At 74.9% G+C, this 23,306-nt stretch carries 18 protein-coding genes, 3 tRNA genes and 2 pseudogenes; 6 read left to right on the top strand and 17 right to left on the bottom strand.

Translation table 11 applies throughout. The features are described 5' to 3' along the window. Positions 1 to 148: 148 nt before the first annotated feature. The gene (locus ACQEVS_RS12515) at positions 149 to 835 is read right to left on the bottom strand and encodes a FadR/GntR family transcriptional regulator (protein WP_433019371.1); all 687 of its coding nucleotides are present in this window, start codon (positions 833 to 835) and stop codon (positions 149 to 151) included. A gap of 124 nt (positions 836 to 959) precedes the next feature. Then, positions 960 to 1,033 (bottom strand) — tRNA-Lys (locus tag ACQEVS_RS12510). A 398-nt stretch (positions 1,034 to 1,431) separates the two neighbouring features. Between ACQEVS_RS12510 and ACQEVS_RS12505 the strand changes: the two genes are divergently transcribed. Then, complete coding sequence (locus ACQEVS_RS12505) at positions 1,432 to 2,184, top strand: C40 family peptidase (RefSeq protein WP_433019369.1); 753 nt, start codon at positions 1,432 to 1,434, stop codon at positions 2,182 to 2,184. A 27-nt stretch (positions 2,185 to 2,211) separates the two neighbouring features. On the opposite strand, the gene ACQEVS_RS12500 is transcribed toward ACQEVS_RS12505, so the two are convergent. The 5 genes from ACQEVS_RS12500 to ACQEVS_RS12480 all read right to left on the bottom strand — a co-directional run bounded on the left by ACQEVS_RS12500 (position 2,212) and on the right by ACQEVS_RS12480 (position 5,401). Further along, positions 2,212 to 3,027: a cytochrome c biogenesis CcdA family protein gene (locus tag ACQEVS_RS12500; RefSeq protein ID WP_433019367.1), complete on the bottom strand. Its 816-nt coding sequence runs from the start codon at positions 3,025 to 3,027 to the stop codon at positions 2,212 to 2,214. Further along, positions 3,024 to 3,890, bottom strand: a complete 867-nt coding sequence (locus ACQEVS_RS12495) for a DsbA family protein (protein WP_433019365.1) — start codon at positions 3,888 to 3,890, stop codon at positions 3,024 to 3,026. The genes ACQEVS_RS12500 and ACQEVS_RS12495 overlap by 4 nt, the downstream gene beginning before the upstream one ends. A 199-nt stretch (positions 3,891 to 4,089) precedes the next feature. After that, positions 4,090 to 4,380, bottom strand: coding sequence for a hypothetical protein (locus ACQEVS_RS12490; RefSeq protein WP_433019363.1), 291 nt, complete (start codon positions 4,378 to 4,380; stop codon positions 4,090 to 4,092). Between the two features lie 111 nt (positions 4,381 to 4,491). Next, positions 4,492 to 4,565, bottom strand: a tRNA-Lys gene (locus ACQEVS_RS12485). A gap of 74 nt (positions 4,566 to 4,639) precedes the next feature. Beyond that, positions 4,640 to 5,401, bottom strand: coding sequence for an IclR family transcriptional regulator (locus ACQEVS_RS12480; RefSeq protein WP_433019361.1), 762 nt, complete (start codon positions 5,399 to 5,401; stop codon positions 4,640 to 4,642). A 358-nt stretch (positions 5,402 to 5,759) separates the two neighbouring features. Between ACQEVS_RS12480 and ACQEVS_RS12475 the strand changes: the two genes are divergently transcribed. Then, complete coding sequence (locus tag ACQEVS_RS12475; RefSeq protein WP_433019359.1) at positions 5,760 to 6,866, top strand: LLM class flavin-dependent oxidoreductase; 1,107 nt, start codon at positions 5,760 to 5,762, stop codon at positions 6,864 to 6,866. Positions 6,867 to 7,471: 605 nt separating this feature from the next. Here the strand turns inward: ACQEVS_RS12475 and ACQEVS_RS12470 are convergent. Further along, complete coding sequence (locus ACQEVS_RS12470) at positions 7,472 to 9,283, bottom strand: putative bifunctional diguanylate cyclase/phosphodiesterase (protein ID WP_433019357.1); 1,812 nt, start codon at positions 9,281 to 9,283, stop codon at positions 7,472 to 7,474. A 366-nt stretch (positions 9,284 to 9,649) separates the two neighbouring features. Here ACQEVS_RS12470 and ACQEVS_RS12465 point away from each other — a divergent pair, with 366 nt between their 5' ends. Further along, complete coding sequence (locus ACQEVS_RS12465; protein WP_433027498.1) at positions 9,650 to 10,864, top strand: M6 family metalloprotease domain-containing protein; 1,215 nt, start codon at positions 9,650 to 9,652, stop codon at positions 10,862 to 10,864. A gap of 68 nt (positions 10,865 to 10,932) precedes the next feature. On the opposite strand, the gene ACQEVS_RS12460 is transcribed toward ACQEVS_RS12465, so the two are convergent. The 7 genes from ACQEVS_RS12460 to ACQEVS_RS12430 form a co-directional block, all read right to left on the bottom strand. After that, positions 10,933 to 11,006: transfer RNA gene (locus ACQEVS_RS12460), tRNA-Lys, on the bottom strand. A gap of 18 nt (positions 11,007 to 11,024) precedes the next feature. Beyond that, positions 11,025 to 11,606, bottom strand: coding sequence for a bifunctional DNA primase/polymerase (locus tag ACQEVS_RS12455; RefSeq protein WP_433019355.1), 582 nt, complete (start codon positions 11,604 to 11,606; stop codon positions 11,025 to 11,027). A 158-nt stretch (positions 11,607 to 11,764) separates the two neighbouring features. After that, positions 11,765 to 12,142, bottom strand: a complete 378-nt coding sequence (locus ACQEVS_RS12450) for a hypothetical protein (protein WP_004948925.1) — start codon at positions 12,140 to 12,142, stop codon at positions 11,765 to 11,767. 225 nt (positions 12,143 to 12,367) lie between these two features. Then, complete coding sequence (locus tag ACQEVS_RS12445; RefSeq protein WP_433019353.1) at positions 12,368 to 13,753, bottom strand: AAA domain-containing protein; 1,386 nt, start codon at positions 13,751 to 13,753, stop codon at positions 12,368 to 12,370. A gap of 86 nt (positions 13,754 to 13,839) precedes the next feature. Then, complete coding sequence (locus ACQEVS_RS12440; protein ID WP_433019351.1) at positions 13,840 to 15,408, bottom strand: hypothetical protein; 1,569 nt, start codon at positions 15,406 to 15,408, stop codon at positions 13,840 to 13,842. Then, positions 15,399 to 16,616, bottom strand: a complete 1,218-nt coding sequence (locus ACQEVS_RS12435; RefSeq protein WP_433019349.1) for a hypothetical protein — start codon at positions 16,614 to 16,616, stop codon at positions 15,399 to 15,401. The genes ACQEVS_RS12440 and ACQEVS_RS12435 overlap by 10 nt, the downstream gene beginning before the upstream one ends. Beyond that, positions 16,519 to 17,547, bottom strand: a complete 1,029-nt coding sequence (locus ACQEVS_RS12430; protein ID WP_433019347.1) for a phosphatase PAP2 family protein — start codon at positions 17,545 to 17,547, stop codon at positions 16,519 to 16,521. The genes ACQEVS_RS12435 and ACQEVS_RS12430 overlap by 98 nt, the downstream gene beginning before the upstream one ends. 297 nt (positions 17,548 to 17,844) lie before the next feature. Between ACQEVS_RS12430 and ACQEVS_RS12425 the strand changes: the two genes are divergently transcribed. Continuing rightward, a complete protein-coding gene (locus tag ACQEVS_RS12425; RefSeq protein ID WP_433019345.1) occupies positions 17,845 to 18,441 on the top strand; it encodes a histidine phosphatase family protein in 597 nt (198 codons plus the stop codon). 144 nt (positions 18,442 to 18,585) lie between these two features. Here ACQEVS_RS12425 and ACQEVS_RS12420 read toward each other — a convergent pair whose 3' ends face one another. Then, positions 18,586 to 19,989 carry a tetratricopeptide repeat protein gene (locus ACQEVS_RS12420; RefSeq protein WP_433019343.1) on the bottom strand — a complete coding sequence of 468 codons (1,404 nt, stop codon included), beginning with the start codon at positions 19,987 to 19,989 and terminating at the stop codon, positions 18,586 to 18,588. A 303-nt stretch (positions 19,990 to 20,292) separates the two neighbouring features. Here ACQEVS_RS12420 and ACQEVS_RS12415 point away from each other — a divergent pair, with 303 nt between their 5' ends. Next, positions 20,293 to 20,745 carry a hypothetical protein gene (locus ACQEVS_RS12415; protein WP_433019341.1) on the top strand — a complete coding sequence of 151 codons (453 nt, stop codon included), beginning with the start codon at positions 20,293 to 20,295 and terminating at the stop codon, positions 20,743 to 20,745. A 44-nt stretch (positions 20,746 to 20,789) separates the two neighbouring features. Next, a pseudogene (locus ACQEVS_RS12410) lies at positions 20,790 to 21,691 on the top strand (spermidine synthase). 196 nt (positions 21,692 to 21,887) lie between these two features. Here ACQEVS_RS12410 and ACQEVS_RS12405 read toward each other — a convergent pair. After that, positions 21,888 to 23,259, bottom strand: a pseudogene (locus ACQEVS_RS12405) (GH1 family beta-glucosidase). Between the last annotated feature and the right edge of the window lie 47 nt (positions 23,260 to 23,306).

The raw sequence follows: 23,306 nt of genomic DNA, 5'->3' as shown, positions 1-23,306 counted from the left end.
GGCCGGCTCCCCTCGGCCGGCGCGGGCGCCTGGACACCGGCTCCCTCCGGTGTCTCCCGGCTCACTGTGTGCACGGTGAGCCGGGGATCACAGCCGCCGTTCAGGATCTCCGACGCCTCTTCATGATCGCAAGGGTGAAACGATCGGTTTACCGGGCAAAGCGGTAGTCCAGTCGGAGACGTGTACGAATGTCGCAGAAGTGATCACGGATGGCCTCTTCCGTTCGTTCTGCGTCACCCGTTCGAACCGCCGCGACGATGACCCGGTGCCGGGCGCAGACCGTCCCCGGGTCGGCCGACGCGGAGGACGGGCCGGGGCGCACCCGGTGGAAGGCGGTCCAGTACGCCTCCGGGACCGTGTCGAGCAGAGGGTTGTCCAGCCCCCGGCGGAGGACGGCGTGGAAGGCCCGGTCGGTCTCCGCCCGGACGGGGCCGGTCAGGGCCTCGTCCGCCATCCGGGCGACGATCGCGTCCAGTTCGGCCAGATCGGCCGCGGCCACCCGCCCCGCGAGCCGCCGGGCCAGTCCCGCCTCCACCGCCTCCCGCAGTTCCAGCAGTTGGAGCAGGCTGTCCTCACCGCGCCGGTGGCCCGCGACGGTACGGAAGGCAAGGGCCTCGACCACGGGTTCCATGGTCATCGGGCCGACGTAGGTGCCGAAGCCGTGCCGGATCTCCACGATGCCCATCGCCTGGAGCGCCTTCAGCGCCTCGCGCACCCCCGTGCGGCCCGTCCCCAGCAGCTCCGTCAGTTCGCGCTCGGTGGGCAGCGGTGCTCCCGGCGACAGCCGGCGGTCGACGATGAGCCTCTTGATCCGCTCCGGATGGTCACTGGCCATTGGGAGACTGTGCCCGGGCGCCATCCGCTTGGCCAGCACACGAAAGCTTGGGGGAGAACGTGCGGACGGTGGCGGGAACGCCGAGAGACCCCTCACGGTGAGTGAGGGGCCTCTCGGCTGTCTGTGCGCCGCCAGGGACTCGAACCCCGGACCCGCTGATTAAGAGTCAGCTGCTCTAACCAACTGAGCTAGCGGCGCCTGCTGACAGAGAAAACTCTACCTCACTCCTGGGAGTGCCGATGACCACCCCGGTGGAGTACAGAGCCGCGCCAGATCGGACCGCCGCCCCGGTCCGCGCTGGTGGGAGGCCCGGCGGAGCCGGTGGACCGCCGTGAGGTGCGGGTCGCGCGGACCGTTGAGAAGCTGGCGGAGCGGTGCCTGAGGCAATCGATCGCACGCCCGCGGGCGACCGCGGACCGAGGGCGGAAGGCGGTGGAACGGTGCGGACGACAGCCGGTGGACCGATACCGGACGGCCGTGTGCGCCCCCGGCGCGGCACGGCCTCCGTCCCGCCCGGCACGGGCGGTGGCGCTGCGGAGAGTGACGAGGACGCCGGACACCGGAGGTACGCCGTCCGGGGCGCCATCGTGGCGGCCGTGGGCGCGGCCGTCATAGCCGGCTCGGGCACGGCCGCGGCCGCACCGGGCGACCCGCCGGACCCGGTGGCGGCGCCCGCCGCCGCTCCCGCCGCGCCCGAGGACGCGGCGAGGCCGGATACGGACGCGGACGCCGGCGCGGACGAGGACGGAGTGGCGGAGGAGGCGTCCGGTGCCGGGGGCGAGGAGGAGACCGGTGTGCTCCCCGCGCATCCCGAGAGGCCCGGGGCGGAGGAAGCGGTCCTGCCGGAGACGGACGGGACGGCGGCCGCCGCCGGGGGCTCGGGAGACGCGATCGTCCCCGCGGAACCGGCCGCCTTGCCCGTTCCCGTAACCGGGGCGCCGGCCGCCGGCGCGGACGCCATGGACGCCGCCGCCGTGGCCAAGGGGCTGGAAGCGGCCGTCGCGTACGCGCTGGCGCACGTCGGCGACGCGTACGCGCTCGGCGGCACGGGTCCGCACCGCTGGGACTGCTCCGGGCTGGTACAGGTGGCGTACCGCCGGGCGGGCGTCCGGCTGCCCCGCGTCGCCGCGGATCAGTACCGGGCCACGGCACGGATTCCGCGCACGTCCCTGCGCCGCGGGGACCTGGTGTTCTGGTCGCGGAACGGGCGGGCGTCGGGCGTCCACCACGTGGCGATCTACCTCGGCGGCAGCCGGTACCTGGAGGCGGCCCGGCCGGGCACCAAGGTGCGGATCTCGACGTTCGCCCGGTACAAGCCGAACCTGTACGGGCGGGTGCGGCTGCCCTGAGCCCCCGCCGTTCCGCAGGGGGCCTTGTCACCGCTTCCGGAACGCCACCCTTGCCAGCACCCCGGCCACCACCAGTGCCACGACCGCCAGCACCACGAGGTCCGGAACGGCGTTGCCGAGGCGGGAGGCGGTCTCCTCCAGGCTCGCCTCCTGGTCGGCGTCGAGGAGACCGGGAAGCCCGGTGGTGCCGTCGTACCGGAGGAAGAGGACGCCGATGGCGATGAAGAAGAGGCCGGAGAGGAGGGAGGTGGTGTGGAGGCGGAGGCGGCCCATCCGTATCTCGCGGCCCCGGAGCCAGCCGCGGGTGCCCAGCCGGAAGCGGTCCCAAAAGAGGGCCAGGACGAACAGGGGGAGCGCCATGCCCAGGGCGTAGACGGCGAGCATGGCCGCACCCTGCAGTGCCTCGCCGCGCATCGCCGTCATGGCCAGGACCGAACCGAGGATCGGGCCCGCACAGAAACCGGCCAGCCCGTACACGCAGCCCAGCAGGTAGGTGGAGGCCGCCGTGCGCGGGGTGATCCGGCCGGCCGCGGCCTGGGCCCGGCGCGAGGCGAAGCCCAGGCCGAGGATCTGGGCGGCGCCCAGGGCGATGACGATCCACCCGCCGGCCGTCACGAGCGCCTCGCGGTGTCCGTTGAACAGCCGGCTGGCCGCACTGGAGGCCGCGCCCAGCGGGACCAGCGTGGTGGCGAGCCCGAGGTAGAAGACGCCGGTCCGGGCCAGCAGCCGGCCCGGGCTCGCGAGCGAGTAGGCGAAGAACGCGGGCAGCAGCAGGGCGCTGCACGGGCTGACCAGGGCGAGGACGCCGCCGAGGAACGCGGCGAGGTAGCCGATGTCGGTCATGCGCCCGGCCCGCCCTTCGGCTTCCCGGAGTCCTTGGCGTCCTGGGGGTTCTTGGCCGCCTTGACCAGCCGGGCCTGCTCGATGGCCGCCTCGAACTCCTTCATCGGCTGGGCGCCGGCGAGCGGCCGGCCGCCGACGAGGAAGGACGGGGTGCTGCTGACGCCGAGGCGGTAGCCCTCCTGCTGGTCCTTCTTGACGGCCTCCTCGGAGGCGTCGCTCTTCATGTCGGCGCGGAAGCGGTCGAGGTCGCCCACCCCGGCGGTGCGGGCCATGTCGACGAGCTTGTCCTCGGCCAAAGCGTCGCCCTTGCGGGTCTTGGCGTAGAGCTCGTCGTGGAACTGCCAGAAGCGGCCCTGTCGGCCGGCCGCCCAGGAGGCGCGGGCGGCGCGCTGCGAGGGATCACCGAAGATCGGGAAGTTGCGGAACTCGATCCGCAGGACGCCCTCGTCCACATACTTCTTGATCAGTTCCGGCTGGCTCTCGCGGGTGAAACGGCCGCAGAACGAACACTGGTAGTCGGCGTACTCCACCAGCACCACGGGCGCGTCCGGCTTGCCGAGGGCGAGCGGGTCGCCCTTCTCGCGGCGGCTGGTCATCCGCTCGGCCTCGTCGAAGAGGGACTGCTGGGGGTCGGCGGAGGCGGTGGCGGCGGGCTTGGCGCGGTCGTCCCCGCCGTCGGAGCCGCCGGAGCTCTTGGCGATCGCCAGGCCCGCGGCGACGACGGCCACGGCCAGGGCGGCGCCCGCGCCCACGGCGGCGAGCCGGCGGCCGGTGGCGGAGGGGGCGGCCGGGGTCTTCTTGTCGGGCCGCGCTTTCCGCCCGTTCTTCGGGCCGGGCGCGTTCTTCTTGGCGGAAGGGGTCATGGTGGGCGGAGCTCCCAAGGTCTCGGCGGAATCCAGGCATGCCGGAGTACGGCCCGGCGCGGGCCGTACGGGCGGGTCTAGATCCGCAGGACGGGGAGGAGCTCGGCGCTGCCGACGAGCGACGCGGGCGGCGCCCGGGGGACGCGGGCCTGTGGCGCCGCGGCCTGGGGGAGCGGCGTGCGCGCGGTGGCGGACGCGGTCAGGGGTCATGGGGGGCGTGCGGGACGACGATCTCCGTGCCCTTCAGCGGCACGTCGAGCGGCCGGCAGCTCCCGCCGCCGGTGTCCTGGTCGTTCCGGACGGAGACGATCACCGCTCCGGTCGGGGACGGCGTCTCCGGCCGCGACGCGGTGTGCGGACGGGCGGCGGCGGCAGTCGGTGCCGGGCCGGGCAGGCCGAAGAGGGCGGGGCCGGCGAAGGCCGGGCCGAGGACGGCCAGCAGGAGCAGCAGCATCAGGCCGGCTGCCGGGGTGCGGCGCCGCTGGGGCACGTGGCTGCTCCTTCCGCCGATTCCTCCGAGGTTCCGCCGGCTCCTCGGATGTCCGTTGAACTCCGCTACGCAGAAGGCCCCTCACCGGAGTGAGGGGCCTTCTGCCGTCTGTGCGCCGCCAGGGACTCGAACCCCGGACCCGCTGATTAAGAGTCAGCTGCTCTAACCAACTGAGCTAGCGGCGCCTGCTGACGAGATAAATACTACCTGGTCCCGAGGGGTGCTTCGCACCACCCGTCACTCGCGGGCCACTCCGGCCTCACTGGAGGGCCAGGGAGAGCAGCATCGGGGCGGCGTGCCGGTTGAGTGCGTCCGCCGCCTGGCGGAGCCGGTGGGCGTGGGCGAGCGGGAGCGAGAGGGCGAGGCAGCCGACCCGCTTGCCCGCCGTGACGGGGACGGCGGCGCAGACCGTGCCCACCGCGTACTCCTGCAGGTCGAGGACGGGAACGCTGGCGGGCTGCGCGGCGAGCCGGGTGAGCAGCGTCTTCTCGTCGGTGATCGTCCGGGAGGTGAGCCGGGCGGTCCGGTGCCGGGAGAAGTGGTCGCGCCGGTCGTCGTGGTCGAGCTGGGTGAGCAGGCACTTGCCCAGCGCGCTGGCGTGGGCGGCGGTGCGGAAGTCGACCCACTCGTGCACGCGGGGCGTGCCCGGCCCGTCCGCGTACTGGGTGATCCGGACCTCCCCGTCGACGTACCCGCTGAGGTAGACGGCCGCGCCGACGGTGTCGCGCAGCCGGGCGAGCGCCCGCTGGAGCCGGCCGGTGAGGGCCGCGTCGCGGTCGCCGCCCATGGTCAGCAGGGCGAGCGCGGGGCCCGCGGCGTAGGCGTCCTCCCCGACCCGGGTCACGTACCGCTCGCGGCGGAGCATCGCCAGCAGGTGGGCGAGGCGCCCGGCGGGCAGGCCGGACTCCCGGGCGAGCTGGGCCTCGCTCACGCCGCCGGAGTACTTGGTGACCGTCTCCAGGACGCGCAGGGCGTGCTGCACCGAGTGGAACGGTGTGATCGGCTCGGGCTTGAGCGCCACGGTCTCCCCTTGGCTGGTCGCGCGGGTGTTCCGCTTCTCACGATAGGGCGAAGCGGGCCGTGCGGAGAGGGTGTTGCGCGAGAAGGGGAGGCTCCGGAACGCTCCGGGCTGTGGGGCCGGTCGGAGGCATATGCCGCCGGTATGGCGTGCCGTCGGTATGCCGGGGCGGGCGTCCGGCCGGGCCGCCGTCCGGTGCGGGAATAAAGCGGAGTGGGGCTCCGGTTCTCTTCCGGCGGGACCGGCGGAAGGACGCCCTCACGGGCGGCCGCGGCGCGTGGAAGTGATCGCACGGCACGCCCGCCGGGCCCACGACAGAACAGCGCGCACCGCGCGACCGCGAGCAGGGAGGCGGGCCACCGTGGCCGACGAGCACGACGAGATCATCCGGGCGACCCCTCGCGGACGCGCCCCCGTCCCGCTGTCCGTACTGGACCTGGCCACCGTGGGCGCCGGCCGCACGGCGCGGCAGGCGCTGGAGACCACCGTCGAGCTGGCCCGGCTGACCGAACGGCGCGGCTACCACCGCTACTGGGTCGCCGAGCACCACTCCATGCCCGGCGTCGCCAGCTCCTCGCCCGCCGTGATCCTGTCCCACCTCGCGGCCCGGACGGACCGGATCCGGCTGGGGTCCGGCGGGGTGATGCTGCCCAACCACGCTCCGCTGGTGATCGCCGAGCAGTTCGGCACCCTGGAGGCGTTCGCGCCGGGGCGCATCGATCTGGGTCTAGGGCGCGCTCCCGGCACGGACGGCGCCACCGCCGCCGCCCTGCGCCGGGCGGACCGGCTCGCGGAGGGGGCGGACGAGTTCCCGCAGCAGCTCTCGGAGCTGATCCGCTTCCTTGACGACGACTTCCCGGACGGCCACCCCTACGCCCGGATCCACGCCGTGCCCGGTCCCGTCCAGGGCCGCGTGCCCGGCGGGGTGCAGCGGGCCGACCGGCCGTCCGTCTGGCTGCTCGGCTCCTCCGGGTTCAGCGCCCGGCTGGCCGGGGCGCTGGGACTGCCCTTCTCCTTCGCCCACCACTTCTCGGCGGCCAACACCGTCCCCGCCCTCGACCTCTACCGCGCGTCCTTCCGCCCGTCGGCCGTCCTCGACCGCCCGTACGCCAAGATCGGCGTCCAGGCGCTGGCGGCGGACGACCCGGCGGAGGCGCGCCGCCAGGTGCTCACCGGGGCGCTGTCCATGCTCCGGCTGCGTCGGGGACGGCCGGGGCTGGTGCCCACTCCCGAGGAGGCCGAGGCGTACGAATTCGGCGAGGCGGAACGGGACTTCGTCGGCGACTGGCTGCGGAACGTGGTCTACGGCACCCCGGACGAGGTACGGGAGGGGCTGGACGCGCTGGTGCGGCGGACGGGCGTCGACGAGCTGATGATCACGGCCAATGTGCATGGCGCGGATGCCCGGCTGCGCAGCTATGAGCTGATCGCGGACGCGTACGGGATGCCGGGCGCCTCCGGCGCGTAGGGGGCTGGTGTGGTGGGGGTGCGGCCGGCCTGCGTGGCCCGACCGGCCCACGCTGTCCGATCGGAGTGACCAGCACACTCGGCCCGATCGGAGTGACCGGCGTCGCCGGCGGGGTCGACGCCATGCGGCCAGGGCGCCGGGCGCACGGCCGGCCACCTCCGGGCACCGGCCCGGCCGGCCGGGCATACGGGCATGCCGGGCCTCCGGGCGGGCGGCCGGTCACACCCGGTGCGGGCCAGCCGGACGCACCGGGGCACCGGGAGGCGGCCGGTTGTGCCGGGGCGCCGAAGAAGGTGTGGCGCGCCTGGGACGCTCTGGGTGTGGGAGGGCCGGCGTGTGCGGCCCTCCGCGTGCGGTGTGCCCGGCGGGACGGGCGTGTCGCAGTCCGTGCCGCGTCGGCGCACGCGGGCGTGTGGCTCGGCCGTCACTCGCGCCCTGCTCGGGAGGCGCGCCCGGGGCGCCCTGGATGCGGGAAAGGCCGGCGTGTGTGGCCCGCCGCGCTCGGTATGCCCGGCCGCAGATGGGCGCGCGGCGTCGCTCGCGTACCGCGTCAGCGCACGCGCGTGGCTCGGCCGCCACTCGCGCCCCGCTCGGGGCGCGCCCGCTCACACCGCCGCGCGCGCCTTCACCCCCAGCAGCGCGGAGATCCGCTCCGCGCTGACCGGGCGGGAGTAGAACCAGCCCTGCCCGGTGTCGCAGCCGATCCGCCCCAGCCGTTCCGCCTGTTCCGCGTTCTCCACGCACTCCGCCGTCACCGTCAGCCCCAGTCGGTGCGCCAGTTGCACCAGGGCCTCGACGATGGTCTCGTCCGCCGGGTTCGGCGGCTCGTCGGTGCGGAAGCCGTGGACGAACGAGCCGTCCAGCTTCAGCGTGGAGACCGGGAGTCTGCTGAGGTAGGAGAGGTTGGAGTAGCCGGTGCCGAAGTCGTCGATGGCGATGGCGACGCCCATGTCGCTCAGCCGGCGCAGCTGCTGGAGCGGCCGGCCCGCCGAGCCCATCACCGCCGATTCCGTGAGCTCCAGTTGGAGCAGGCGCGGCGGCAGCCCCGTCTCGGCCAGGATCGCCGCCACGTCCGCGACCAGGTCCGAGTCCCACACCTGCCGGACCGCCACATTGACGCTCACCACCAGCGGTTCGTCGGGACGCTCCAGCTGCCAGCGGCGGGCCTGGCGGCAGGCGGTCTCCAGCACCCAGCGGCCCAGCGGCACGATCGCGCCGGTCTCCTCGGCCAGTCCGATGAACCGATTCGGCGCGAGCGTGCCGAACTGCGGGTGGTGCCAGCGCACCAGGGCCTCCACCCCGCGGACGACACCGTCGCCCAGCCCGACCAGCGGCTGGTACTGGAGGACGAACTCGCCGCGGTCGACGGCCGGTCGGAGGGTGCTGGAGAGCGCCTGCCGGGTCATCCGGTGGGCGTTGCGCTCCGGGTCGAAGAGGGCCCAGCGCGCCTTGCCGTCGGCCTTCGCCCAGTACAGCGTGGTGTCCGCGGCCTGCATCAGCTCGGTCGCGTGCGTCCCGGCCGCCGGGCGCTCGACGACGCCGATGCTCGCCGACACCGCCAGCCGCTGCCCGTTCACCTCGAACGGCCGCTGGAGCGCGGCCAGTACGGCGGTGGCGAGCGTGACGAGCTGCTCGGTGCCGGCCGACTCCTCGACCAGCAGCGCGAACTCGTCGCCGCCCAGCCGGGCCACCAGATGGCCGCCCTCCGCGGCGCAGTCGCGCAGCCGGCGGGCCACCGCGCAGAGCAGCCGGTCGCCGGCGCGGTGGCCGAGGGTGTCGTTGACGGCCTTGAAGCCGTCGAGGTCCAGGTAGCACAGGCCGATCCGGGCGTCCGGATCCTCCTCCGCCGCGGCCAGCGCGGCGGCCAGCCGCTCGAAGAACAGGCTGCGGTTGGGCAGCCGGGTCACCGGGTCGTGCATCCGCAGGTGCCGCAGCCGGGCGCGCAGGTCCCGGCGCTCGCTGATGTCGGCGACGGACAGCAGGGCGTCGCGGCCGCCCGGCAGCGGGGTGACGGCCACCTCGGCCCACACCGCCCGGCCGCCGGGACGCCGCAGCCGACGCGTGCAGTTGAGCCGGGCCCGGCGGCCGAGCAGCACTTCCCGGTACGCGTTCCAGGTCCGGGAGTCCTCGCGCAGCCCGGTGAACTCGGCCGCGGGACAGCCCTCCAGCCGGGCGGGGTCGGTGCCCAGCAGTGCCCCGAGGGCGTCGTTGGCGACGCGCACCAGGCCGTCGGCCCCGACGACGGCCATCCCGAGGTGCGCGGCCCGGAAGGCAGCGCGGAAATCGTCCGCGTTGACGTGACGTTGTGTGACGACGGGCGCCGCCGCACCCGGCACGCCGCCCTGTCCGTCGAGGGTTCCGCTCACCGCTCGCTCCCGCGTGGCAATCGTTCCGCACCTGTCTGGTGCGGCTTTCATGAGTCTCGTACGCGTGGTCGAATTGACGGCATTGGGCCGCCGGTTGGGGCAATCCATGCTGCAAATGTGGCGATCATAGGGCTCGTACGGGGCCCGTTCCAGCGGCCGGGTCTCGATCAGGGGAGCCGCGACCCTGGATTCGACCGTTTCTGTACGTCCATGCCCGCTCGGGGCCGAGGCTGCATGGGCGTGCATCTCGATGGCATCTCGATTGACCGTCCGTGACTGAGTGTGATGTACCCAGAAGTCGGCCCAGTCACTCGACCGGGGGACCGGAACAGGGCATAACCATACAAACCATCCGAGGGTGGGAGAGGTGTCCCGAATCCGTCCCGGGAGGTCGACGTGGTGCGTCCGCAGACACCCATGGGGGTGGAACGGTCCGGGCTGCGCCGGCTGTGGGCGGTGCTGACCTGCCTGTGCGCCATCGCGGCGACCCTGGTGGCGGCCCCCGCCCGGGCCGTCGGGCCCGGCGGCCCCTGCGCGCTGCCCCGCAGCGACGCCCACCACTCCGAGGGGCTGGACACCTGGAACCCGTCCTACCCGCGCCCCCTCGGCCGGCTGGACGCCGTCATGGTCTTCCTCTCCTTCCCGGACTCCCGTCCGGTCGCCACCCCCGCCCAGCTCATGGCGGACCATTTCCCCGGTACCTCCCGGTTCTTCGAACGCGCCTCGTACGGCCGGTTCTCCGTCCGCGCCCACCCCGTGGACCGGTGGTTCCGGATGCCCCGGCCCTCCACCGCGTACCGGATACAGCGCGACTGGGACGGCGAACTGCGCACCGCCTATCTGAGGGACGCCATCACCGCCGCGCGCGGTGCCGTGGACTTCGGCCGTTACGGGCTGGTCTACCTGGTCGCCGACCCGGACGCGCCCGGGGTGGACTCCGACGCCACCAAGGTCGTCAACCTGGAACGGCCGCTGGAGGTCGACGGCGCCGAGCTGCGCCGGGTCGTCACCGTCTTCGAGCACCACCCGCCCGACCGGAACGTCCTCGCCCACGAGACCGGGCACGTCCTGGACCTGCCCGACCTCTACCACCGGCCCTCCGAGGGAAAGGGCGACTGGGACACCCACGTCGGCGACTGGGACCTCATGGGCAGCCAGTTCGGGCTGGCCGCCGACCCCTTCGGCTGGCACAAGTGGAAGCTCGGCTGGCTCGACGCCCGGCAGGTGGACTGCGTCATCGGCCGGGGCGGCGCCGTGCACACCGTCCAGCCGCTGGAGGCCCCGATGCGGCGGGGGGACACCCGCACCCGGCTGGTGGTGGCCAGGACCGGGGCCGGCAGCGCCGTCGTGGTCGAGGTCCGGACCGCGACCGGCAACGACGCCGCCACCTGCACCGAGGGCGTACTGGTCTACCGAGTGGACAGCGACACGCCGTCCGGCGGCGGGCCCGTGCAAGTGGTGGACGGCCATCCCGGCACCTCGGCCTGCCCCGGAGAGGCCGTCTACCCGCCGCTGGCCGACGCGCCGCTCGGGGTCGGGGAGTCCCTGACCGTCGCGGAGGGCGGGATCCGGGTGGCGGTACGGGGGCGGACGGCGGACGGGGCGTGGACGGTCCGGGTCACCCGGGAGTGATCTCCCCACCCGCTTCTCCGGGGAACGAAAAAGCCCCTCCACCGAAGTGGAGGGGCTTCCTCTGTCTGTGCGCCGCCAGGGACTCGAACCCCGGACCCGCTGATTAAGAGTCAGCTGCTCTAACCAACTGAGCTAGCGGCGCCTGCTGACAGAGAAGACTCTAGCACCCTGATCCGGTGGAAAGAAAATCCGTATGTTTGAGCCCGGCGCGGGCGGTGCGGACGCAGGACCAGAGCAGAACATCGGGCCCCGGCAGCCAGGGATGCCGGACGTCCGGGGCGACCACCCAGCGCGAGGCCGGCGGGACCGGCTCCGTCCCGTCCGGCGGATACGGCGGGGGGACCGTCACCGCGTCGCCCGTGCCCAGGCACAGCAGGGGCGGGACGGCCCGGGCCCACTCCTCCCAGCGCAGCAGCGCCGGCAGCCGCTGGGCCGTGCCGGGCGCCGCGAACAGCAGCAGCCGGCCCTGCTGCGCGGCGACCGGTCCGGAACCGGGCCCGTCCGACCACAGCCGGTCCAGCATCCGGCGGCCGAACAGCGACGGGACGCCGATCACGTCGAAGGCCCGCCCGCAGGGGAGCAGCAGCGTCGTCCGCGGGTCGGCCGCCCACAGGGCCAGCACGCTGCGGGGGAGCGGACTGGCCGAGGCCAGCCACTCGGCGCCGGCGGGGCGCACCGGCTCGCTCGGGACGGTCGGCTGCGGGAGGCGGGCGGGGTGCGGAACGCGTGGCCTGGAGTCCATGCCCTCATGGTCGGCGCGCGACCGGGGGCGGGCGGCGGCAGTTCCGGGAATTCGGGACAGCGCGGGACGGGGTGCGCTAGGTTGTGCGCCGCATATGCCAACGGCCCATGAGCCGGTGTCATGGGCCGGATGCGCGGCGAGGGGCCGCAGGGGCGGGCTCAGTCGGCCGTTCTGCCGCTGCGCAGCAGCTCGCGGCCGAACTCCACCATCTTCTTGGCGTAGTCCTCGCTCCACTCGGCGCGCTCCGCGATCACGGCGGTGGGCAGCCGGTCGAACCGCCGGGGGTCGGCGAGCTGGGCCGCCGCCACGGCCTGGAACTCGATCGCGCGGTCGGCCGCCGCCCGGAAGGCCAGGGCCAGCTCCGTCGAGCGGGCCAGCAGTTCGCGCGGGTCCTCGATCGACTCCAGGTCGAAGAAGTGCTCGGCCTCCGAGACGGCCTCGGGCGGCTCGAAGAGCAGCGGCGCGGGCCTGCGGCGGGGGGCCGCGCCACCGCCCGGACCGGGAGCCTGTTTCGGCTCGCACTCGCACATGTACATACCTCCAGGATCGTCTGCGCCGCCATCCATTGTCGCGCCGCGCGCAAGGGGGCCCGCTCTTCCCGCCGGGGACGGCGGTCAGGGGCACCGCCGGACGCGGTGCTCGGGCGGGTGGGCACCGCCGGACGCGGTGCTCGGGCGGGTGGGTGAGGACCGCGAAATCCGCCTCCCGCCCGTCCGGGCTGTGATCACCGGCCGCTTTCGCCGACGGGTGCCGGGCGGTGGTCAGGGGCGCCATCGGACCCGGTGTTCGTTCAGGTGGGTCAGGACCGCGAAGTTCGCCTCCCACCCGTCCGGGAACTTCACCGCGACGCCCAGCCGCACCGGTTCCGTCGACGGGTGCTCGTCCAGCAGCCGGTCCACTCCCGCGCGGCACACCACCACGCAGGCGTGCCGGTGGCGGGAGGCCAGGACGCAGAGGCGGCCGGTCTCCAGGTGGAAGGCGGTGGCGTCGGGGCGCCCCGAGAGGGGGTGGAGGACGACGGTGACGTCGAACTCGCGGCCCTGGAGCCGGTTGGCCGTGTCCACCGTCACGCCGACGACCCCGTGCTCGGCCAGCGCGGCGCGGACGGCCGCCGCCTGGTCCCGGTGGGCGGTGCCCACCGCGATCCGGGCGGCGGTGAGCGGGACGGGATCGGGGGCGCGCTCGCTGGTCACGGCCGCGCCCCGGTCGAGCATCCGGCGCACCACCAGGGCCACCGCCTCGACCGCCTCGGGGTCGGTACGCGGCACGTGCCGCTCGGGCAGCTCCAGCAGCCCCCAGCCGGACGAGGCGGCCTCGTCGAGGACCCGGTCCACCGCCGACCCGTCCTCCCGGACGCCGAAGGACATCAGGCGGTCGCCGTGGTCCGTGCCGCTGCGGAAGCGGGTGTACGGGTAGAACGCGTCCGACACCAGGCGCGCGGCCGACGCCGGCAGCCGCCAGGACACCGGCAGCCGGTGCTGCGGCAGCCCGGGATTGTGGGCGAGGAGCGTGCTCACCGCGCTCACCGACGGGTCGTACGACAGGCCGGCCCACTGCGCCGTCCCCTCGGCGCCGACCACGCTGAACGGGTCGAGCTGGCCCGGGTCGCCGACGAACAGGGCCCGGTCGAACAGGCCCGCCACGGCCAGCAGCGCGTCCGAGCGCATCTGGTACGCCTCGTCCACGATCGCCTGGCCCCAGGGCTCGGTGACCTTGGTGTGCGCCCACTTCGCGGCGGTGGAGACGACCACGTCGAGACCGGCGAGGTCCGCGGCCTTGGTCGACGTGACGACCTGGTCGAGCCCGTCCAGCGCCGGGTCGTAGGGCCGCGGGTCGCTGCTGTGCAGCCGGCCGACCGGCAGGTCGGCGTCCTCCTCGGCCAGCCGCAGCACCAGGTCGTCCACCTGGGCGTTGGTCTGCGCGACGACCATCAGCGGCCGGCCCGCCCGGGCCAGCTCCAGGGCGGCGCGGACGACCAGCGTCGACTTGCCGGCGCCGGGCGGCGAGTCGACGACGACGCCGCGGTGCCGTCCGTCCAGCGTGTCGCGCAGGATGGCTCGCGTGGCCGCGGCGGCCGCCTCGGACGGGTCGAAGGCGCGGGACGCCCGCACCGGACCGGCGGGGGCCGGGATCGCTTCCTCGGGCACGGCGGACTCCCCGGGCGCAGGGGACTCCTGGGGCGTGGTGGACTTCCCGGGCACAGCGGGCTCCCGGGGCGCAGCGGATTCCTGGGTCACAGCAGATCCTCCGCGGTCACCGGATCGGGGTCCTCCGCCGCCGTGCCGGGCGGCCCGCCGTGGGTCCAGGGCGTGTGCTCGGGCTCGGGCAGCTCGGGGCCGCCCCTGGGCGCGTGCTCGAACAGCGTCCAGCACACCCGGTCACCGGGCGCGGGCACCGTCCCCTCGTCGGGGACCTTGCCGCGGCCCATGCCACCCGTCAGCCGGACCGTCAGCCCCGCCGGGCCGGCCGCCACGAACTCGGCCGGCTGCGACCGGCCGTCGGCCAGCGCCCGGTGCACCCGCGCGCCCTCCTCCAGCAGCGGCGCGTCGTCCGTACGGACGGTGACCAGCGGGCGCGGGCGCGGCACCTTCGCCTCCGAAAGGGCCATGACCACCTCGGTGACCTCCCCGGCGAACGCCTCGCCGGCGAGCCGCCGCCCGGCCATGACCAGCGGGTCGTCCAACGCCTCCTGGGCGTCCAGCCGGGCCTGCGCGGTCTCGCGGGCGGCGAGCTTCCGCGCGGCGGTGACCGCGTCGTCCCGGCGCGGCTGCGGCGGCTCGCCGGCCCGCAGCCGGTCCCGGTGGCCGGTGTACGACCAGCGGTCGCGCTTCCAGCGCTCGGCGACCGAGGCGCCCTCGGGGAGGGCGCGCAGCAGGTCGACGCCACGCCAGACGGCGTCCCAGGTGGGCCGCAGCTGGGAGAGGAGCAGCGTGCGTATCGCGGCGTCGGCGGCCCGCAGTTCGGCGTGGCCCCGGCCGGTCTCCAGGACCGACGCGCGGGCCCGGTCGTAGCGGGCGATGGCGGGGGCCAGCAGCTTGTTGTCGAAGGCCGGGTCGGTGGCCGGGCCCGCGGGCGGGTGGAGCAGCAGGCCGTCGGCGTCGCGCGCCAGTTCGGCGCGGCGGGCCGCCTCCGGCCCGGTGCTCCCCTCGGGCGGGTCGATCCAGGCAAGCAGCGCGCTCAGGTGCTGGTCCTCCAGGTGGCTCTGGCCGGTGGCCCAGTGCCGGGAGAGCAGCTCGGTCATCGGCTGCAGGAGGGCGCTGCCGGGGAGGCGGGCGCGCTCCCCGTAGTGGGTGAGCCAGCGGCCGAGCAGCGGGACGCGGGGCGGCGCCGGCCAGTCGGCCGCCGGATCCTCCTCGGCGGTGCGCCGGAAGCGCATGGACCGGCCGAGCAGCCGGACGTACTCGACCGCGGCCGGGCCGGGGACCAGCAGCTGCGGGGCGTCCGCGCAGAGCTCGACCTCGACGGTCGTCCGGCGGCCGGTCGCCGGGTCGGTCTCCTTGCGCTCCTCGGTGACCGTGTCGTCCGCGTACCCCTCGACGTACGGCAGGACGGCCTCGGCGAGCTCGGCCAGGAAGGCGAACCGCAGGGCGCGGTCGCGCGGCTGAGCCACCGTCAGCAGGCGGGGCGCGTCGCGCTCGGTGCCGACGAGGGCGCCGAGGGGCGCACCCGTCTCACCGGCGGTGGTGAGCGGGACGAGCACGAGCGGGCGGTCCGACAGGTGCCGGTGGCGGACGGTGGCCAAGGGGCGGGCCCGGCCGGTGTGCAGGGCCTCCAGGCGGGCGAGGGAGGTGATCAGCGACATCCTGTCGCCCCTTCCGGCGAACCGGCGGCGGCGAGGGCCGCGGCGCGCAGGGCGGCGGCGCGGCGGAGGGCGGCGACGGCGGGGTCGTCCTCGGACCCGTGGCACGGGCGGTCGCCCCGGGCCGCCGCGAGGACCTCCCCGACCGTGGTCAGCCCGCCGAGCCCGGAGCGGACGTTCCGCCCCAGGTGCCGGACGTCGCCCTCGGCGCGCGCCCGGTCGCGGCAGTGGAAGGCCAGCTCGCAGGCGGCGAGGCAGTCCGGGGCGTACGCGGCGTCGACCGCCTCGACGGCGGCGGTCAGCTCCGCGGCGGGCCGGTCCGGGGCGAAGGTGGTGCCGGGCGGGAGGGCGGCGGCGATCTCCTCGACCCGGGTCAGCCGGGCGAGCTGCCGGCGGGTGGTGGCGCGCTGCTTGCGGAGGTCGAGGAGGGCGGCGGCGGGCAGGTTGGAAAAGTCCTTGGGGCAGACCAGCAGCGCCTCGTGGCGCACCCGGCCATCCTCCCGGGCCGGGTCCGGCAGCCGCTCGGCCACCGTCTCCAGGGCGAGCGCGTACACCGCGGCCTGCCGGGCGGCGGCCCCGGCCTTGGCGGCGTCGGCCGCGCCGTCGATCATGGCGAAGGACTTGATCTCGACCACCGTCCAGGTGCCGTCCGGGTGTACGACGACGGCGTCCGGCTCCAGGTAGGCGGAGGTGCCGGCCACGGTGAGCGCCAGCATGGGGTGGTCGAGCAGCGCCCACCGGCCGGCGGCCGTGGCCTCCCGCAGGGCCAGGGCGGTACGGGCCGTGCGCCCCTCGGGGCCGGCGGCGGAGAGGTCCGGCGCGTCCACCACGTCCGGGGGCTCCGGCGCCTCCCCGGCGGGGAGCGCCGCGTGCAGCAGCCGGACGAGCTCCGTACCGCCGTCGGCCTTGACCCGGGCCTCGAAGGCGTTGCCGCGCGCTATGGCGAACTGCGACTGCCCGAACGCCGCGGGCGTGCCGAGCGCCCGCGCGAGGGCCGCCTTGTCGACCCCGGCGCCGTCGAGCAGGGCGCGGCGGCGGCAGCCGGGGTTGGCGGCGAGGGCCGCCAGGGCGCGGGCGTCCAGCGGGCGCGGTGGGACGTCCGGCCCGCGCAGCTCAGCGAGCCGCCGCCGGAGCGCCGTCGGGCCGGCTGCCGCCGGCTCCGCCGCGGGACTGCCGGGGGATGTCCGAAGGGATCGAAGGGATGTGCTCACTGCCGTCCGCCTCGCGCTGTCTCTCCGGCGCGCCCGCCCGTCCGCCCCCGGCGGGCATGCCGGACCCGGTCGTGCGCGGGTGCGCAGTACGAGCCGAAGTCTCGCACCCGGCACTGACAATCGCCGGGCTCTCGGGCATTCCCGCAGGCCCGGCCGGGTCGAGCGAGGGCAGGGAGCGGGGCGCCCGGGCGCGGATCCGCTCGCCGAGGCGCAGCGCGGGACGGGTCAGCAGCAGGCCGACGCCCATGACGGCGGCACCGGCGACGGCGTCCAGGAAGTAGTGGTTGGCCGTGCCCATGACGACGAGCGTGATGGTGAGGGGGTAACCGACGCCGAGGACCTTTGCCCAGGTGCCGCGCCCGTGGCGCCACAGCATGACCCCGCACCACAGCGCCCAGCCGACGTGCAGGCTCGGCATGGCCGCGTACTGGTTGGTGAGCCCGCCCAGTCCGCGCGGGGCGCTGGCGTCACCGCCCCACCACCCGTACGACGAGTACTGGTGCATGGTGTCGATGAAGCCGTAGCCGTCCGGCAGGAGCCGGGGCGGGCAGGTGGGCAGCAGGGTGAAGCCCACCAGGCCGATGAGGGTGGAGAGCATCAGCCAGGTCCGGCCCTGGCGGTAGTGCTCGGCATGGCGGCGGAAGACCCACACCAGGATGGCCGGGGTGACCACGTAGTGCAGCGAGGCGTACACGAAGTCCGCGGGTACGCCGAGGATGGCGTGGTCCGTGAACAGCCGGTTGAGTGGATGTTCGAAATTTATTCGAAACTGCTTCTCGATATCGAGTATCGACACACCGTGATCGACGGCCGACTGCACATCGCCGCGGACCAGCAGGCGGCCCGCCGAGTACAGGGCGTAGACGACGGCGATCAGTGGCAGTTCGGTCCACCAGCGCGGCCGCTTCCCGAGTGGTGCGGTGCGGTACATCCGGACGCTCTCCATGTGTTCAGGCGGCCAATAAGCGCGCATGCAACCGTACGGCGTACGCCGCATCCGCCGCACACCGCCCCGTCGGGCCACGGAAACATCGGGGTCACCCGGTGTTCGGCTCCTGGGCGCGGCGCATAAGGAGGGAGACGACCGAATATGGCGTCGGGTTGCCTGTGGCGCAAGTGAGTGATGATAGTTCCGACGGGTCTAAGGCATCCGTACCGCACATCACTTTTGTGGCAGCTCCCGCCATTTTGTGGGGGAAGTCACCGAGATCCCGAGGGAGCCCGCTCCATGGCACCGCGCATCCTGCTGGCCCGGCACGGACAGACCGAGTGGTCGCTGTCCGGAAGGCACACCGGCCGCACGGACATCCCCCTCCTCGACGAGGGACGGCACGGGGCCAAGCTCCTGGGTGAGCGCCTGCACCGCGCCCCCTGGGACGGCCTGCCGGGCGTCGAGGTCCGTACCAGTCCGTTGCTCCGGGCGAGTGAAACCTGCGACCTCGCCGGCTTCGGCGAGCGGGCCACCGCGTGGGACGCCCTGATGGAGTTCGACTACGGCGCCTACGAGGGCATGACACCCGCCGAGATCAAGGCCCAGCGGCCCGGCTGGCTGATCTGGCGCGACGGCGTCCCCGGCGGCGAGACCCTCGACCAGGTCGCGGCCCGCGCCGACGAGGTCGTCCACTGGGCGCGCTCCGCCGCCGACCGGGACGTCCTCGTCTTCGCCCACGGCCACATCCTGCGCGTCATCGCCGCCCGCTGGCTCGGCTTCGAGGCGTCCTTCGCGGCGCGGATCCGGCTGGAGCCGACGTCGCTGTCGATCCTCGGCTGGGCCTACGGCGAGCCGGCGATCGAGCGCTGGAACGACACGGGCCACCTGGGCTGAACGGAGCCGGCCGGCCGCCCGACCCGGGCCGAGCGGCCGGACGCCGGAGTAACCGGGGTCGAGCGGCCGGACGCCGGGGCGACCCGGGCCGAGCGGCCGGACCCCGGAGCAACCCGGGTCGAGCGGCCGGCCGTCACGTACGCGTCAGGCCGCCCGCCGCGCCAGGAACGACTCCACCGCCGGGTCCTCCGTGAACCGGCGCAGCGTCCGGGACGTGCCGTCGAGCATCCCGCGGATGCGGGCGGACCGGACCTGGCCGAGCAGGTCCAGGACGCGTTCCCCGGCCGCCGCCGCCGCGTCGGGGGAGCCGGAGTGCGCCAGGTCGTCCGCGAGCTGCGCCGTGTAGAGCGCGATATTGCGGGCGAAATGGGGGTCGGCCAGCGCCACGGCCCGTTCGCCGTGCTCCGCCGCGCGGGACCGGTCGCCCAGGGCGGACCAGCACTGTGCCTCCAGTCCCTCCAGCTCGGCCTCCCCGAAGAACGTCATCCACTCGGGATCGGCCTCGCACGCGCCCTGCCCGAAGAGGGTCCGGGCCCGCAGCAGGGCGCCCGCGCAGGCCGCCCGGTCGCCCAGCCGGGCCCAGCCGCCGGCCTCGCGCAGCGCCAGCAGCGACATCAGCCGGGCCGAGCCCAGCCGCCGGCCCACATGCTGGGCGGCCTGGGCGGCCCGGACGGCCTCGCGGGGCCGGTCGGCGTCCCGGGCCAGGAACGCGGTGTTGCAGAACGCGTGCGCCTCCAGCGCCGCGTCCCCGGCGACCCGCGCGGTGGCCAGCGCCTCGGCGTAGTGCGAGCGGGCGTCGGCGAACCGGCCGGAGTCGTGTGCCAACCACCCGACGGAGATGGCCAGTTCACCGGCGCCCGCGTGCAGCCGGTCGGCCACCGACTGCCGTCGGGCCTCCGCGTCCAGCAGGTCGTACGCGGCCCGCAGCGGCCGGGTGGCGCGCCGGTAGAGGCCGTCGGCGCCGTGCCGGTCGTCGAGCAGCCGGATGCGGCGGACGGCCTCCTCCACCGCCAGGGCCTCCGCCTCGCCGGCGTGGCGCCGCGGGCGGGCGCCCGCGGCGCCGCCCAGGGAGACGACGGCCACCGCGGCCGTGCCATGGGTCATGAACGCGCGACGCAACACGTCGCTCTCCTCGTCACTGGTACCGCCGGTGCCGGGGGCGCCGGCGTCCCGGAGGCCCGGTGCGCCGGGACCCGTCGCTTCACCGTCGTCGGCGGGGCTTTCGATGTGAGCGGGCGGCGCACCGCCCTTGTTTCGCGCCCCCCGTCCGCGTACGGTCTCGCGGGGGAGGAAGCCCATGTCCGCCGGCTCGCGACCGGGGAACATATGGCGGAACACCCGCTCGTAGGCGTAGTTGGGGCAGCGGATCTCGCCGGATTCGACGCGCCCGATGTACCGCGCGTCACACGAGACCTGTTCCCCGATCTCCCGGGCCGCACGCCGTACCGCCGCCGCGAATTCCGCAGGTGACCGGGGTCCGCGCAGCTCGCGGAAGACGGTGTTCGGACGGGGGGCGCGAGGTGACGGGGACGCGTGGGGCGACGCCATGGCCGGACCCTCTCCTGGCGAGTGCCGCCCCTCCGGCATCCGGGGCGGACGGTGGTGCTGCCGTACGGCGTGATGACCGTACCGGCTGCCGGGAATCCCGTACGTCCGCTTTGGCTACAAAACGGATATCCCACTCGCGATCCGCCATGAACTGCCATCCTTTACGGCGGCGCGGCGCCGTAGCCGTTGACGGCTCAAGGGAGTTGAACAGTACGAGCAGGTGCCTGCCGCCCGTGCCGCGCCCCCGGCGGGTGCGGAACGGCGGCGACGGGTTCAGCGAAACGTGCGGAGGAGGCGTTCCCCTTGGCGGAAGCCGGAGTGAACATCGGCGGCTCGCGGACGGCGGCCCTTCACCAGGCGCGCCCCGGACACGGCCAGGCCGCGCGCCCGGCCCGGGCGCAGGGTGAGGGCGTCCCCTGCGACCTGGTCACCGTGCCCGCCCGGCAGGGACTGGAGGCGGTGGACATCCTCCGGCTCCGCGACGGGGTCGGACCCGTCCTGCACGACGGCGAGTGCCACACCCTCGGATTCCTCGTCCCGGCCGGCACCGCGGCGGCCTGGGACGTCCCCGGCAGCGCCTGCACCCAGGCGTACGGACGCGGGGTGCGCGCCGGCCGGCACGAGCCGCCCGTGACGGGCAGCGGCTGGCTGGTGGCCCCCGAGGCGGCGCTCTCCGAGGCGACCGACCCGGCCGTGCTGCGGGCCGCGCTCGGGGAGGCGGCCCGCACCATCGAGGCCGTCGACCGCTGCCGCTGACGGTTCCGGCGGGGCGCCCGGACGAACCGGGCGATACTTGACGGATGGCTAAAGGCAGGCGGGCGGCCGGGGAGACGGGCCGGAGCGGACGGCGGGCGGGGCGCGGGCGCGCCGCGGAGCCCGTCACCGAGCAGGTGGCGGGCGGCCTCGCGGAGCTGCGGCCGGACCCCGACCGTCCGCGGGCCCGGACGCTGCTGATCGACGGCGCGCCGCAGTCCCATGTGGACCCGGAGGACCCCGCCCGCCTGGAGTTCTCCTACCAGCGGCGGCTCGGCCACGTCGCCGACCTCGCGGCCCCGCCCGGACGCCCGGTCCAGGCCCTCCACCTCGGCGGCGGCGCCTTCACCCTGGCCCGCTACGTCGCCGCGACCCGGCCGCGCTCCACCCAGCAGGTCGTCGAGATCGACGCCCCCCTGGTCGCCTTCGTCCGGCGCGAGCTGCCGCTCGACCCGTCGTGGCGGATCCGGGTGCGCTCCGGGGACGCGCGCGAGGTGCTCGCCAAGGTGGCCGACGGGTGGGCGGACCTGATCATCGCCGACGTGTTCGCCGGCGCGCGGACGCCCGCCCATCTGACGAGCGTCGAGTTCGCCGCGGAGGTGCGGCGGGTGTTGCGGCCGGGGGCTGTTACGCGGCCAATCTGGCGGACGGTCCGCCCTCTCTCGCCTTCGTCAAGTCGCAGATCGCGACCGTGCGGACGGTCTTTCCGGAGCTGTGCCTGGCGGCGGAACCGGCGGTGTTGCGGGGACGGCGGTTCGGGAACGTGATTCTTGTGGCGTCGGATTCCTCGTTTCCCGTGGGGGAGTTGACACGGCGGTGTGCGACGGACGCGGCGCAGGGGCGGGTTGAGTCCGGGCGGGCCGTGGACGACTTCTGCGGTGGGGCCGAGCCCGTCACCGATGCCGACGCGAAGCCGTCGCCGGAGCCGCCGCCGTCGGTGTTCGAGTGAGGGTGCCCCGGCCCCGCCCTTTCACCGTTTCCGCGGGAAGGCCCGCACCCCGGCATCGCGGCTTCGCCGCGAGGTCCTCAAGCGCCGGACGGGCTGAATCCAGCCCGTCCGGCGTTTGAGGACAACCGCGCGGAGCGCGGTTTCGGGGTCCGGGGCGTAGCCCCGGGAATCGGCGAAGGGGTGGGGCAGGGGCGACTCACCCCACCCGCCCAGCCCGGATCACCCCCCGATACCACTCCCCACTCCCCTTCACCGTCCGCGACAACGTCGCGTAATCGACGTACACGATCCCAAACCGCTTGCTGTACCCGTACGCCCACTCGAAGTTGTCCAGCAGCGACCACACGAAGAACCCCCACACATCCGCCCCGTCCGCCAACGCCCGCAGCACGGCGTCGAGATGCCCGCGCAGATAGGCGATCCGGTCGGGATCGTGCACGGCCCCTCGGCCGTCCGGCTTGTCGTCGTAGGCGGCGCCGTTCTCGGAGACGGCGAGGGGGAGGCCGGGAGCCTCGCGGGTGAAGCGCATCAGGAGGTCGTACAGGCCGCTGGGGTCGACGGTCCAGTCCATGGCCGTCCGGGGCCCGGCGGCTGGTGGAAGGCGACGCCCTGGGCCCGGGGTAGGGCGAAGGCGCAGGTGAGGGGCGGTTGTCAGTGGTGGCTGATACAACGGACGGCGTGTAGTAGTTGATGCCCAGCCAGTCCAGGGGGTGCTTGATGACGGAGGTGTCGCCGTCGCGGACGAACGACCAGTCCGTGATCCCGGCCGTGTCCTCGATCAGGTCCGCGGGGTACGCGCCGTGGAGCATGGGCCCGGTGAAGATACGGGTGGAGAGCGCGTCGATACGCCGCTGAGCGTCCAGGTCGGCGGGTGACGTGGTGCGGGCCCGGACGGCGTTGGGGTTGAGGACGACCGCGACGCGCGCCCGGCGCGGCAGGGTGGCGCGCAGCGCCTGGGCGCCCAGCCCATGGGCGAGGTTGAGGTGGTGCGCGGCGCGCAGGGCCGCGGCGTCGTCGGTGCGCCCGGGGGCGTGCACCCCCGAGGCGTAGCCCAGGAAGGCGCTGCACCAGGGCTCGTTGAGGGTGGCCCAGCACTCGACCCGATCGCCCAGTGCCCGGGCGACGAGCTCGGCGTAGTCGGCGAAGCGGTACGCGGTCTCGCGGTCCGGCCAGCCGCCCGCCGTCTCCAGCTCCTGGGGCAGGTCCCAGTGGTAGAGGGTCAGGACGGGCTTGACGCCGTGGGCGAGGAGCTCGTCGACGAGCCGGCGGTAGAAGTCGAGGCCCTTGGGGGAGGCGGGTCCGCTGCCGGTGGGCTGGACGCGGGGCCAGGAGACGGAGAAGCGGTAGGCGCCCAGGCCGAGGCCGGACATCAGGCGGACGTCCTCGGCGTACCGGTGGTAGTGGTCGGTGGCCGTGTCGCCGGTGTCGCCGTTCAGCACCTTGCCGGGCGTGTGGCTGAAGGTGTCCCAGATGGAGGGGGTGCGGCCGTCCTCGTGGACCGCGCCCTCCACCTGGTACGCGGCGGTCGCGGCGCCCCAGACGAAGCCGGGAGGGAAGGTCGTGGGCATGAGATCGCTCCGGAGGAGAGGGAAGAGGGGGACGGGGGAGATGACGG

This window comes from Streptomyces sp. CA-181903, from assembly GCF_050937075.1.
GTDB lineage: Bacteria > Actinomycetota > Actinomycetes > Streptomycetales > Streptomycetaceae > Streptomyces.
The sequence above is the reverse complement of the archived record's forward strand: the minus strand, read 5'-3'. Positions and strand labels throughout refer to the sequence as shown.

Bases quoted from the DNA above. Each gene is read 5' to 3' on its own strand.
- ACQEVS_RS12515 (WP_433019371.1), bottom strand. From the start codon at position 835: ATGGCCAGTGACCATCCGGAGCGGATCAAGAGGCTCATCGTCGACCGC.
- ACQEVS_RS12500 (WP_433019367.1), bottom strand. From the start codon at position 3,027: ATGACCGACATCGGCTACCTCGCCGCGTTCCTCGGCGGCGTCCTCGCC.
- ACQEVS_RS12495 (WP_433019365.1), bottom strand. From the start codon at position 3,890: ATGACCCCTTCCGCCAAGAAGAACGCGCCCGGCCCGAAGAACGGGCGG.
- ACQEVS_RS12470 (WP_433019357.1), bottom strand. From the start codon at position 9,283: ATGAAAGCCGCACCAGACAGGTGCGGAACGATTGCCACGCGGGAGCGA.
- ACQEVS_RS12465 (WP_433027498.1), top strand. From the start codon at position 9,650: ATGGGGGTGGAACGGTCCGGGCTGCGCCGGCTGTGGGCGGTGCTGACC.
- ACQEVS_RS12455 (WP_433019355.1), bottom strand. From the start codon at position 11,606: ATGGACTCCAGGCCACGCGTTCCGCACCCCGCCCGCCTCCCGCAGCCG.
- ACQEVS_RS12450 (WP_004948925.1), bottom strand. From the start codon at position 12,142: ATGTACATGTGCGAGTGCGAGCCGAAACAGGCTCCCGGTCCGGGCGGT.
- ACQEVS_RS12440 (WP_433019351.1), bottom strand. From the start codon at position 15,408: ATGTCGCTGATCACCTCCCTCGCCCGCCTGGAGGCCCTGCACACCGGC.
- ACQEVS_RS12430 (WP_433019347.1), bottom strand. From the start codon at position 17,547: ATGTACCGCACCGCACCACTCGGGAAGCGGCCGCGCTGGTGGACCGAA.
- ACQEVS_RS12425 (WP_433019345.1), top strand. From the start codon at position 17,845: ATGGCACCGCGCATCCTGCTGGCCCGGCACGGACAGACCGAGTGGTCG.
- ACQEVS_RS12420 (WP_433019343.1), bottom strand. From the start codon at position 19,989: ATGGCGTCGCCCCACGCGTCCCCGTCACCTCGCGCCCCCCGTCCGAAC.